Origin of the sequence: Sphingorhabdus sp. (assembly GCF_044239665.1) — a bacterium.
Classification (GTDB): domain Bacteria; phylum Pseudomonadota; class Alphaproteobacteria; order Sphingomonadales; family Sphingomonadaceae; genus Sphingorhabdus_B.
On sequence record NZ_JBIIBA010000013.1, the window covers coordinates 1 to 12387 of the forward strand.

Consider the following 12387-nt stretch of genomic DNA (forward strand, 5'->3'; position numbering starts at 1 on the left):
AGCCAGTCACGTATCTGCTGTCGTTCAGCGATGGCTATATCCATCATAGCTTGGCGGGATGGGTGGGTCATATCGATAGGTGGCTATGATGTTGGATGACCTTTTTAATGGCTAGTAAGAATAATAAAACCAAATAGAAATTGTGCTCAAAACAAGTATGTAAAAGATTACTGCCTGGCGATTATTTCTTTTTTTTAGCGCTTCAAGAGCGGCTACCTGAGCAGCTTTCTCAGCAGCGGCTCGTTCCTGATCTAATTTATCTCTCTCGAACTTGGCAGCCTCAATATCATAGCAATAGGCTAGAGCGGCATCTAGCGTTTCAAACGTCCGGCCACCTGTTACAAACCGATCAAAGACATCATTGCGTTGAATTTGGTAACGCTCAGCTAACCAAAGACGGTAGGCATCGGACGTGAAATTTCTTTCACCACCAAAATCAACATCGTGTTCATTTCGACTATCTTCGTTAGCCGCAGAAGTGGTTACCGCTCTTGATGGATTGAGCAGCGCAACGATTATCAAGCCGATTGGTCCAAGGAATGCGCCGAGCAGAAAACCCGCTAACCCATCAACATTCTTATTGCTTGCGATAGCAACGCCGACAGCGCCAAAGATTAGCCCCATTAAAAATAGAAAGACCAAAATCTCCACAAGCACCCCCAACATACAAATTCAAACGCCGTTTCTAACAGAGGAGCCGACTGGTACAAGCCAGTGGTTGTGATTGACATTTTCTAATGCTCGTAGACACTGAGGACCACTCAGGGGAGTAAGTTATGAAGAAGATTGGCTACCTGAATTTTATTCTGATCGCCTCATTGGCATTGTCCGGTTGTCAAAGTCCCGAAGACGTAGCCGTAGAAGCTTGTTCAAATAGCATAAAAAGGGATCTCAAAGCTCCGTCAACGTTTAGCATAGCTGACCAAAGCGTTTACTATTCCCCCGCTGCTCCGCTTGGAGGTGATGCCAAAACGTCAAAGTATCAATATTTGCACCTCACAATATCGTATGATGCAGAAAATTCGTATGGGGCACCGCTGCGTTCGGAACAGAAGTGTGACTTCTTGGTAAAGGACGGGGAGATACCAGACGTTTCGAAGCTGAATTTTCAGAGGGCTCTCAACAGCGGCGTAAACGCTTTGACTTGTTCAGAAAAAACTAAGGCATCGCAATCGTCTGACCAACCAGTGGTTTGCATTGCTCCACCAGAATTGAAAAAAGAATGCTGCCTACCTTCGGAGCATTACAAAACACAAACTGGGGCTATACTCTGGAAGTAGGTTAGGAGCACCTGACTTCACCATCAGGTGGGTCATAGGTTTCCGGCATATCGGAGTATTGCCATTACGACGAGCTTATCCCTCTTGCCTCTCAGTTTCTAAATTTTATTTTGGTAATTTGGCTTAGCGATAATATGCCCGTAAGGCAGCTTAAAAGCTCATTTTCGAGGAACAAACTATGGAGCGGGGACCTAAAATATTCTTTGGCGCTACTGCTGTTGCTGCCATCTTTGTAGGCATTATCAGCGCCGTCAGCGTCACTAAGGATGACCAGTCAAAGTGTGACGATGCCATTCATAGCTGGAAGATGGCGCTTATCGATAAAGACCTCGGCATCGCAGAATTGAGAGTGGCCACGGCGCTTGGAAAGGAGCCAACCAAAGCTAGCATCACACGGGCAGCCAGCAACGATATTAGCGAGCGCAGTGAGATGATGAGGAGCTGCGATCCTGAGAGATATCTGAATGCGCTTGAGACCCAAGCTGCAGAAGAGCAAATTGACCGAATGACTGCTTTTTAAGCTACTTAAGCTACCCATCAATCCACCTTCCAAAGTGAAACATCGGTCCCATCTCCATCCAGAAACAAGCCCAATAAATCACACCAACTATCTGTAAAACCAATAGAATATGTCAATTTTTGCACGTCTAAAAAATGCACAAAACGTGCACACGAACCAGAAATACATCACAAAGTATTGATTTATAACGATTATTTTAATCATTAAGTGCCCTCCGAAGGCAGAGGCCAGAGGTTCGAATCCTCTTGGGTGCGCCATTCAAACCATTGATATATAACAATATTTAAACGCAGCGATGTGCCAGTTGCGGCTTAAATAAAGCTTTTTAGCTATGCACAAATCGTGCACAAATTTCTGTGTTCATCCGCCAACGTCCTGATTAGGCTGAGAAAGTCGGATGAAGGCAGTTTGTGGCTATGCCGGGAACGAGCAGAATATCAATTGGATCAACAGAATTTTGACAGGTGCGGCGGTGCATCGGCTGGAACGATTTCAGGATAACCCAAGGAACCGCTCACTTATGGTGCTTTAGTTACATATGGATGCGCATCGAGCCTGATTTGCTGTTCCGGTCCCCCTCAATGTCTGGCGCGTACTGCATCAAATTTCCATCAAATCACGACCAATGATCAGCTCGCCTTTAAAAAATGGTCGTACAGCGTCATACCAAATATTGTCGGCGAGGAACGGATATCCACCCGGCACGAAATGGGAGAGGACGAGCGTTTTAACACCAGCATCAGTCGCAACCTTACCGACCTGATCAGTGCTGGTATGGCTGGCGATCAAATGCTCCCGCAATGTCTTTGCATTTGGTTCGGTTGCAATGAGTTTTTCTAGCGACGGTAAATGCATGACCTCATGCACCATGATATCCGCACCTTGCGCCAATGTGACTAGATTTTCGCTTGGCGCTGTATCCCCCGAAAACACGATTGACCGGTTCGGCGTTTCGATCCGGTAGGCAAACGCGTTTACAACTGGTGGGTGATTGACCCGTGCCGCAGTCACTTTCACCAGATCGTCCTGATAGATCACTCCGGGTTTTGTAAATTCCTTCAACTGGACAATTTTCTTCAAGTCCTGCCGACCTTCGTCGGCCATACGGGTTTGGATATCAAACGCATTCATTTCAAAAAACTTCGCCATGGCATCTCGAAGCGGGGGAGGTCCGGCCACGGTTACCGGCGTTGCCAGATTCGCTGCCCAGCCGAGCAACAACACATTGCCGATATCGGCGTTATGGTCGGAATGATGGTGCGTCAGGAACAATGCCTTTAGCTTGCCGATGTCTAAGCCAGCCATCGCCAGCTGCCGCGCAACGCCATTTCCAGCATCAAAAACATACAAGCGGTCGTTGACGACAACGACTTGTGCTGGCGCTGCACGGTTCGATTTAGGCGTCGGCCCACCGGCCGTGCCTAATAAAATCAATCGCGTTTTTGCCGATAGATCCGCTGCCCCTCTCGCGGGTGATGGCACAATCTGTCCTGCTAACGCAGCAAATGCGCAAACGCCCAACAGGCATTGTCGTCGGCTATAGGCTTGATCCAGTTCTATGCTATTTTCGCAAGCAATGGATCGGTTGATATTGTGCGTTTTGGCCATGGTGTCGTTATCTTCTTCACAGTTGCAGTTACTGCTCTGCTCCTAAGAAGACCGGTGCCCGAGCCCTTGGAGCGGAATATGTGACATTGCGGCCTAACAATATATCCAGGACGTGGCTTCAATCCAGAAAAAAGTCTAATATCAGAAAGTCTTAAACAACGCGCTGTTCAGAATGATTGCGCCAAAACCAGCCATGCGTCTTATTGCTGGCGCGTTTCCCGACCATATAAACCATAAGCGGCGACCAAGCGATGCAGCCTCGGCCTTATCCCTGTCGCGTCAATCCGACCGTCAATGCCCCAAGTCAGAGACGCCTGCTGCCGATAATTGAGCCGACTATGCCTGCGTCGGTTTTCCAAAAGCGCGATACCCCAGACCAAGCAGCGCGATCATGACGGCTTCAATTATCATGGGTGGGAATGTCGTCGGCGCAATTCCATCGAACGCAATGCTCACGAAACGCCCAAGAAGCGCAAATGTGATAAGCGTCAATGGCACCAACAGGGGGGTACGGTCCGCACGCCAAGCACCGATCAACGAAAAGATAGCGCCTGTCAGAAAGAAAGCGGGGAAGTCGGCGCGCATCGTCGCCATTCCCTGCGTCCCCAGCGGCGAAAGCGCGAATTCGGCTGCCATTTTCGTCGGATTGAATAAGAAGCTCAAACCAATAACGATATTCAAAAGACCCACGAGGCCAATGAGAATTTGCATTGTTCTTTTCATATATTCTATCCCCGAAAATTGGCGAAGGGCAAACAAATGTTGGCCCTCACCACATCATATGGCATTGATAATGTCATTAGATTGCGTCAAACATCATGACAAGACAATTTAATGTAAGGACCATCTCCCATGTACGCGATTAACGGAGCACTGGGTTCACCTTATTCCATGAAGATGCGCGCGCTTATGCGGTATCGGCGCATTCCGCATATGTGGGTGCATGGTCCAGACACGCGCGATGCTCTCGGCAAGGTCAAGGCCCCTGTCATTCCAGTAATGGAATATCCCGATGGGACATTTCACAATGATTCAACGCCTTTAATCTATGATCTGGAGGCGCGGCACGCCGAACGCTCGGTTATCCCGCCCGATCCGGCGCACGCCTTTATCGCCCATTTGATTGAGGATTTTGCCGACGAATGGGTGACAAAGGCCATGTTTGGGTATCGCTGGCTGGAAGAGGTGGACCAGATCCAGATGAGCCGCTGGCTCGCGTTTGACGCGATGAATGGCGGCGGACTGGCGAGCAGTCAGGCCTTTGCCGAACAGTTCCGCGCACGCCAGGTCGGGCGCATGGCGATTGTCGGCTGCGCGGCTGAAAACTTCCCGCTGATCGAGGCCTCAACCCGCGCGATTTTAGGTGCGCTGGAGACGCATGTGGTGGACAATCACTGCTTTTTTGGTACACGGCCCAGCATGGCGGAATTCGGGATGTACGGGCAATTGTCACAACTTGGCGTTGATCCAACCGCACAGACAATGATGCGCGCAGATTATCCCTATAGTTTCCGATGGCTGCTCCATATTGACGATATGTCGGGGATCAACGGGCAATGGGACACCGAGATCGCAGGCGGGGATGCGCCCTTTGCGCCGATCATTACCGCTTGGCTGGAACAGGTGGGCGAAATCTACATGCCCTTCCTCCTCGCCAACGCCGCTGCGATTGAAGCCGGAGACGCAACATTCAGCATCACCGCCATGGGCCTGCCTTACACACAGGGTGTTTTCAAATATCAGGTAAAGTGCTTGGCTGATTTGCGTGCGCGCTACGCCGCTTTGGACAATGCAGCGCGGGCGAAGGTCGACCCGCTGTTGGCGCAAACGGGCTGCCTTAACGCCTTGCTAGACCCATGCGCCTGAAAGGAGCGGCAACCCTCCTGATGGCGCTGGCGCTGCTGAGCCCGACCACGTTGGGCGCGCAGGCGGCACCAACGAAGCGCCCCAATATTGTCATCCTTCTTGCCGATGATTGGGGCTTTAGCGATGTCGGGGCCTATGGCGGGGAGATTGCAACACCCAATATCGACGCGCTTGCCGCAAAGGGCGTGCGTTTTTCAAACTTCCATGTGGCTGGATCCTGCTCGCCAACACGGGCCATGCTGCAAACGGGCGTGATCAACCACCGCGCTGGCTTGGGCAATATGCCAGAGACCATTCCACCGGAGCATCTGGGCAAACCGGGCTATGAAGCGCGGCTCAACAACCGCGTGGTCACCATTGCTGACCAGCTTCGCAATGTTGGTTACCGCACCTATCTGACCGGAAAATGGCATTTGGGACATACGCCCGATAGCATGCCGACGGCGCGCGGCTATGATCGGGCGCTGGCGCTGGCGCAATCGGGCGCGGACAATTTTGAAGATAAGCCCAATCTGCTGATTTATGACAAGACCAAATGGAGTGAGGATGGAAAGCCTGTAAAGCTACCTAAGCGGTTTTACTCCTCAACCCTGATCGTCGACAGGATGATCCGCTATATCGACGGCGACAAGGCCAGCGGAAGGCCATTTCTGGCATCTGTCAATTTCATTGCCAATCATATTCCGGTGCAGGCAAGCGATGCTGACCTTGCCGCTTATGCCGGCCGCTACACAGATGGCTGGACGGCATTGCGCAACCAACGCCGCGCCGCCGCGATTGCCAAAGGCGTGATGCCCACAGGTGTTGCGATGGTAACCATGGACAGCAGTGGTGACTGGTCGAAATTGACGGCACAGCAGCGGCGGCAACGTGCAGGGGCCATGGCCGCTTATGCCGCCATGGGCACGGCGATGGATCGGGAAATCGGCCGATTAATCGCGCATCTAAAGGCGATAGGCGCATATGAAAATACCATCTTCGTGTTTTTGTCTGACAATGGCGCCGAAGCCACAGACCCCATGGCCATGGGCGCATTCACGCGCTGGAACGCCAATCATCTCTATGACCAAAGCATCGCCCAACAGGGACGCCCGGGTTCGCTGACCGCCCAAGGTGCGGGATTTGCAAGCGCATCAGCCTCGCCGCTGCGGGGATATAAGTTTACCGCGAGCGAAGGTGGTTTGCGTGTGCCGATGATCCTTGCCTGGCCCGGCAATCCTGCGATCAAAGGCGGCAGCGTTGCAACAGGCTTTGCCCATGTCACCGACATGCCGCTGACGTTGCTGAAACTTGCCGGGGTCATGCCACAGCAAGGCAGTTTTGCGGGCCGCCGCGTCGAACCAATGATTGGGATGGACCTATTCCCTATGCTCACCGGGGCGGCATCGTCCGTCCATTCGGCAGACAAGCCTTTGGGATATGAATTGTCCGGCAATGCGGTGTTGTTCAAAGGCGATTACAAGCTCGTCAAAAATCTGCCGCCTTATGGTGATGGCCGCTGGCGGCTTTACAACATCACTGCCGACCCCGGCGAGACCAAAGATCTATCCGTTTCCGACCCGCAACGTTTTGTTGCGATGCAAGAGGATTATGCCGCCTTTGCCAAGGCAAATAAAGTGCTGCCGATGCCCGAAGGGTACACCGCGCCCAAACAGATTTTCGCCAACGCGTTGCGCAGTTTGCTGATCCCGCGACTTATCGCGTTATGGCCAGTGGGCGTCCTATTGATAATCGCAACAGCCGCCGCGATCTGGTGGCGCAGACGGCGGCGGGGGTTCGCGAAACCTTGACGGCTATCGTATTTTTAGGATGCAGTCGACGAAGCCTTGCGGATCATTTTCCTGAATGAAGTGACCGCCCTTCAACGTGCAATGCGGCTGCCCCGCCGTACCGGGAACACGGCCGATAAAACGACTTTCGCCGCCGCGCGTGACAGGATCGCCATCGCTGAAGCAGCATAAGAACGGCTTGTCCCATTGTTCAAATACTTGCCAGGCGCGCTTCTGATCGGGGATCGCGACATTATTCTCAAATGGAACGAAGCTGGGGAATATCCGCGCTCCGGCTTTGTAGCTGCTGTTGGGGAACGGCGCGTCATAAGCGGCAATCTCGGCAGGGCTGAGCGCGCGCTTTGACCCAGCGTTGACGATTCTGCCGATTGGAAAGAAGGGGCTCCATTTGGAAAAGGCGCGCCAAATGGCAAAAGCGCGCGGTGGCGGGCCACCTTCGGGCAATCCGCCATTGGACAGTACGACGCTGGCAAACCGATCCGGCATTTCTGCGACAAGGCGCAGGCCGATCAGCGACCCCCAATCCTGACAGACGAGCGTCATATCATTCAGGTCAAGCGCCTCGATCCACTGCCGCATCCAACCAACATGGCGGGCATAGCTATAGTCGGTTTTTTTGCTTGGCTTGTCCGATTTGCCAAAGCCAATCAGGTCCGGCGCGACCACGCGAAAGCCTGCCGCGACGACTGGGCCAATCATATGGCGATATAGATAACTCCAGCTTGGCTCGCCATGCATCATCAACACGACGGGCGCATCGCGCGGTCCTTCATCGACATAATGCACACGCAAATCTGTGCCGTCCGAGGGATCGGCAATCTGCACATAATGTGGCGCAAAAGGAAAATCATGGATATCGGCAAAGGCGCTATCGGGTGTGCGAAGGACTTTCAAAGCTTAACCCCTAAGATAAATTATATTGACACTTTAAGTGTCATATTATGAATGACAGGTCAAGAAGCTGGCCCAAGCTTCTTTATATCCACCAGCCTAAAGCCGATATGGTCGGTCCCTAGCCCGCGTTCCTGAAACTGGCGCGCGGCGGGGCGATAGCGCGCGCAATAATTGGCGGCGCACAGGTAAGACCCGCCTTTTATGATGTTAACTGGTTCGCTGGCGTCGGAGCGCGATCCGCTGGCGCTCGTCCATTCCCAGACATTGCCGATCATATCATACAGACCAAATCCATTTGGTTGGAAACAGCCCACAGGCGCGCGACCGACATAGCCGTCGGTGTTCAGATTTTTCACCGGAAACACGCCTTGATAATAATTTGCTTGCGGCCGCCCCTTTTTATCAACCGGCTCGGGCAAGGCCGCCGCACCGCCGCGCGCGGCATATTCCCACTGCGCCTCACTCGGCAATTCTTTCCCCACCCATTTCGCATAGGCCTCTGCATCCTGATAGGCGATCTGGACAACCGGTTCGCGGTCCCGCCCGACGATGCTTTCTTGCAATCCAGAAGGGTGCCGCCACTGTGCGCCCGGTACCCAGCGCCACCAAGACGGGTCTGCGTCCGACGGGACATTGAACACAGCAGAGCCCGGAACCAACATTTCCGGCGGCGCATCGGGTAGCTTGGGCGGATTACGTTCCGCCATGGTTTTGTAACCAGTCGCCTGTACAAAGGCCGCGAATTGGGCGTTGGTCACTTCATGTGCATCGATCCAAAACCCCTTGACCGTCACAGTCTGCGGCGGGCCTTCCTCTGAATAATGTGGATCGTCACCCATCACAAAGCTTCCGCCGGGCACCCAAACCATATTGTCGCCGGACTGGCCCGTGCACACAGCCTCGGGCGGCCTGGATGCATCGCTACAGCCAGACAAACCCAGCGCCAGCGCCAGACCGAGAGCGAACCCAAAGCGTTGCATCAATCCTCCGGCATGCCGGCCATAGCATCGCCCAGCAAGCGCCGCACAACAGCCTTGGCATTGTCAACAGTGAGTTCCTGATCATGCCGGAGCAATCGCCATGTGTGGAAACTCAATATGACATTGAGACCATGGGTACCCACCACATCGGCCTTTACCATCACGGGCAGATAGGACTCAATGGTATCAGATTCGAGCCGCAGCATCCGGCGATAGTCCTGCATCAGATAGGGCGACTGAAAACGTTTGAGATTACCCGAAATCCGATAAGGCAAAATGGTTTCGAAAACCATCGCCCGCCGATCCGCGATGTCGAACAATTTTTCCCGCCAAGTCGCGCCCGATGGCGGCTGGAGGATGATGGGCATCACCTGCGCCTCAATCACCTCGCCCATTTCACGGTACAGTTCATCCATATCGTCAAAATGTCGGAAAACCGAGCGCAGCCCGACGCCTGCCACCTCCGCAACACGCGCCGCGCTGGGGGCCACATCGCCCTTGCCAACCAAGTCGAGCAAAGCCGCGACGATTTTCGAACGGCTAGACCGGCTGCGTTCGCGGCGGCCATCGGTGTGCTGCGCCGTCGGGCGTGCTGTCATTTTGTGCGAAATATTGGCCATGCCCCCTATTTTTGCGGCAAACCGACACGGGCGCAAGAGGCAAAAGTGATTGCAAATGTATTTTGGCACAATTAATGCCAATATAATTCTGCGGATAGGTTGGGGATGGTGAAAGATGAAGATGCTCAAAACAACACGCATTGTGGCGGCGTCTGGCCTTTTGTTTTCTGCTGCACCATTATTGGCACAGGACAATGTGCGCGAAGCGTGCATGCCGGACATCCGTAAATATTGCGCCGCCGAATTGGGCAGCTTTAGCCGTGAAAATGTCCGCGCCTGCCTCATCAAAAATATCAAAAAAACGTCACCCGCTTGTCAAAAGGCCGCAAAGGCGCGGCGCGATGCCGAGCGCGCCAAGAAGCAAGGCAGTTAAAGCTATGATGATATGGATAATCTGGGGCACGGCGTTGCTTGCCTATGGTGTATTTCGGCTTTGGTATGACAATATGTCAGGCCCACTGAAACCAGCTGAGATTGATGCGTTTCTGGCACAAGTGGCGGGTCGTTTCGAGGGCACAGGAAATAGCGCGGAGGTTATGCGGGCTTTCCTTGAAGCCGATGATGGCCGCGAATTTGTCATGCTCAATCTGGTCAAAGCGCAGATGGAGCAGGTTGAGGACCCCAAAACGGGGCAAATGGTTCAAGGCTTTGATCTGCTCAAGCGCTATTCGAAACGCTTCATGCCGACTCTGTTCCGTACAGGCGGCCACCCCGGCATGGTCGGGCGCAAGGTCGGCGGCTATATTGATGCGTGGAACACCGAGGCGGATCCCGATTGGACGATCTTTGGCCTGATGCGTTACCGCAGTCGGCGCGATATGATAAAGCTGGTGTTGGACCCCCTATTTACCGAAGGCCATCCCGATAAGCTGCTCGGCACGCTGGCGACTTTTTCTTTCCCAACGCAGCGGGTGGTGTCTTTCTATGTCAGCCCGCGCGTCACGGTGGCGCTGGTGCTGGCGCTGATTGCAGCCTTGGCGCATATCATTTTCCTCACCGTTGCAAGCTGATCAACCTCAAAGTCCGCGAAGGATGAAGCCAAAACAATGAAAAAATGGAAATGGATCGGGGCCTTGGCACTGTTAATCGGCGCGGGCTATTTGGGTTTTCAGCAGTATAAAATCTATCTGCCCGGCATCATCGGTGAATGGCGTGAACCCATTGCCGAAAACCGGCCGATTGCATGGGCGCAGGGTCCTGCGGTCGCACCATCGGGCAAACGTCCGACCAATGTCATCCTGATTGTCGTCGATGATCTAGGGGTGAACGACATTTCGTTGGACGGTGGCGGAGTAGCAGGCGGAGCCGTGCCGACCCCCAATATTGATTCAATCGCCAAGCAGGGCGTCAGCTTTGCCAATGGCTATGCCGCCAATGCCACCTGCTCGCCTTCGCGCGCAGCCTTGATGACGGGGCGTTATCCCACACGCTTCGGTTTTGAATTTACTTCTATTCCAGCCGCTTTTGCGTCGAATCTGGCGCATAATGGCGGAAATTCACCCTATCCGACCATCTATCATGAAGAACTGAACGAGAACCTGCCTGCTTATGCCGATATGGGCGTGCCCAATGCGGAAATCATGTTACCAGAGGTGCTGAAAGCCAAGGGCTATCATAATATCCACATTGGCAAATGGCATCTGGGTGAAGCAAAGCCATTGCGGCCAACGTCGCAGGGTTTTGACGAAAGCCTTGGCATGCGTGCCGGCGGGGATTTGTTCATGGCCGAAGATGACCCGCAGGTCGTCAATGCAAAGCTGCCTTGGGATCCGATTGACCGCTTTTTATGGGCAAATTTGCCATATGCCGTCTATTGGGGGGATAGTCAGCGCTTTCGCCCCAAAGGCCATTTGACCGATTATTTCACCGACAATGCATTGGCCGCGATTGACGCCAATAAGAACCGCCCCTTCTTCATGTATCTTGCGTATAATGCGCCGCACACCCCGTTGCAGGCGCTGAAATCAGATTATGACGCCCTGCCGCAAATCACGGACCATACGCAGCGCGTCTATGGCGCGATGATGCGCCAACTCGACCGGCGGATTGGCGATATCCTGCAAAAATTGAAGGACACAGGGCTCGACAACAATACTTTGGTTATCTTTACCAGCGACAATGGCGGCGCGTGGTACACAGGTATAAAGGACCACAACACACCCTATCGTGGGTATAAAGGCACCTTTTTCGAAGGCGGCATCCGCGTGCCCATGCTGATGCGCTGGCCGGGCAAAATCGCGCCGGGGACGGTTCGCAACGATGTGGCGCAGCATCTGGATATGTTTGCAACGATTGCGGCGGCAACCGGCGCAAACCTGCCCACTGATCGCAAGATGGATAGCTTCAACCTGCTGGGCGCTGGGCCAAAACGCGAAATCACCTTTTGGCGTTCGGGCCATTACCGCGTTGTCCGCGCAGGGGACTGGAAATTGCAAATTTCCAAACGTCCCGAAAAGGCATGGCTGTTCAACCTCGCCACCGACCCGACCGAGCAAATCAATTTAGCCGCTAAAGACCCCGCGCGCGTGGCGGAACTGCGCAAGTTGATTGAAGCGCAAAATGCCGGACTTCCCCAACCGCTCTGGCCCGGCTTGCTCGAAGCCGCCATCCGCATCGATGTGCCGCTCAATGCGCAATGGAAGAAGGATCAGGAATATGTCTATTGGGCCAACTGATCGCGCAGGGATGCGAAGCCTTGGCCACAATATGGCCTAGGCGCAGTTGGGAGGGGGATCACCCGATTCAATTTTATCACGCAAAGCCGCAAAGGCGCCAAGAAGGGGTTTGTTGCGCCGTCTATTCTTTACCTACCCCGTCGTCCTGAAAACC

Annotated in this window: 12 protein-coding genes; 6 read left to right on the forward strand and 6 right to left on the reverse strand. The window is 53.6% G+C overall.

Features of this window, described 5'->3' with window-relative positions:
• Positions 1-111 precede the first annotated feature (111 nt).
• Complete coding sequence (locus ACILP3_RS05700) at positions 112-651, reverse strand: hypothetical protein (protein WP_395615694.1); 540 nt, start codon at positions 649-651, stop codon at positions 112-114.
• A gap of 807 nt (positions 652-1458) precedes the next feature.
• Here ACILP3_RS05700 and ACILP3_RS05705 point away from each other — a divergent pair.
• A complete protein-coding gene (locus tag ACILP3_RS05705) occupies positions 1459-1800 on the forward strand; it encodes a hypothetical protein (RefSeq protein WP_395615695.1) in 342 nt (113 codons plus the stop codon).
• Between the two features lie 600 nt (positions 1801-2400).
• Here ACILP3_RS05705 and ACILP3_RS05710 read toward each other — a convergent pair.
• Both ACILP3_RS05710 and ACILP3_RS05715 read right to left on the reverse strand, forming a co-directional pair.
• A complete protein-coding gene (locus ACILP3_RS05710; protein ID WP_395615696.1) occupies positions 2401-3408 on the reverse strand; it encodes an MBL fold metallo-hydrolase in 1008 nt (335 codons plus the stop codon).
• A gap of 336 nt (positions 3409-3744) precedes the next feature.
• Positions 3745-4131, reverse strand: coding sequence for a DUF4345 family protein (locus ACILP3_RS05715; RefSeq protein ID WP_395615697.1), 387 nt, complete (start codon positions 4129-4131; stop codon positions 3745-3747).
• A gap of 129 nt (positions 4132-4260) precedes the next feature.
• Here ACILP3_RS05715 and ACILP3_RS05720 point away from each other — a divergent pair, with 129 nt between their 5' ends.
• A complete protein-coding gene (locus ACILP3_RS05720; protein WP_395615698.1) occupies positions 4261-5274 on the forward strand; it encodes a glutathione S-transferase N-terminal domain-containing protein in 1014 nt (337 codons plus the stop codon).
• Positions 5265-7064 (forward strand): arylsulfatase, encoded by a 1800-nt coding sequence (locus ACILP3_RS05725; protein ID WP_395615699.1) that lies wholly within the window; start codon positions 5265-5267, stop codon positions 7062-7064. Before ACILP3_RS05720 ends, ACILP3_RS05725 begins: the two co-directional genes overlap by 10 nt.
• 3 nt (positions 7065-7067) lie before the next feature.
• On the opposite strand, the gene ACILP3_RS05730 is transcribed toward ACILP3_RS05725, so the two are convergent.
• Genes ACILP3_RS05730 through ACILP3_RS05740 form a run of 3 tightly spaced genes read right to left on the reverse strand, consistent with a single transcriptional unit; the run spans position 7068 to position 9537 of the window.
• Positions 7068-7958 (reverse strand): haloalkane dehalogenase, encoded by an 891-nt coding sequence (locus ACILP3_RS05730; protein WP_395615700.1) that lies wholly within the window; start codon positions 7956-7958, stop codon positions 7068-7070.
• Between the two features lie 59 nt (positions 7959-8017).
• Positions 8018-8938, reverse strand: a complete 921-nt coding sequence (locus tag ACILP3_RS05735; RefSeq protein ID WP_395615701.1) for a formylglycine-generating enzyme family protein — start codon at positions 8936-8938, stop codon at positions 8018-8020.
• On the reverse strand, positions 8938-9537 hold the full coding sequence (locus tag ACILP3_RS05740) for a TetR/AcrR family transcriptional regulator (RefSeq protein WP_395615702.1): 600 nt from the start codon (positions 9535-9537) through the stop codon (positions 8938-8940). Before ACILP3_RS05740 ends, ACILP3_RS05735 begins: the two co-directional genes overlap by 1 nt.
• 136 nt (positions 9538-9673) lie before the next feature.
• Between ACILP3_RS05740 and ACILP3_RS05745 the strand changes: the two genes are divergently transcribed.
• The 3 genes from ACILP3_RS05745 to ACILP3_RS05755 are packed head-to-tail and all read left to right on the forward strand — an operon-like array spanning position 9674 to position 12233.
• Positions 9674-9931: a hypothetical protein gene (locus ACILP3_RS05745; RefSeq protein ID WP_395615703.1), complete on the forward strand. Its 258-nt coding sequence runs from the start codon at positions 9674-9676 to the stop codon at positions 9929-9931.
• A 4-nt stretch (positions 9932-9935) separates the two neighbouring features.
• The gene (locus ACILP3_RS05750; protein ID WP_395615704.1) at positions 9936-10568 is read left to right on the forward strand and encodes a hypothetical protein; all 633 of its coding nucleotides are present in this window, start codon (positions 9936-9938) and stop codon (positions 10566-10568) included.
• Positions 10569-10604: 36 nt separating this feature from the next.
• Positions 10605-12233, forward strand: coding sequence for a sulfatase-like hydrolase/transferase (locus ACILP3_RS05755; RefSeq protein WP_395615705.1), 1629 nt, complete (start codon positions 10605-10607; stop codon positions 12231-12233).
• Positions 12234-12387: the final 154 nt, after the last annotated feature.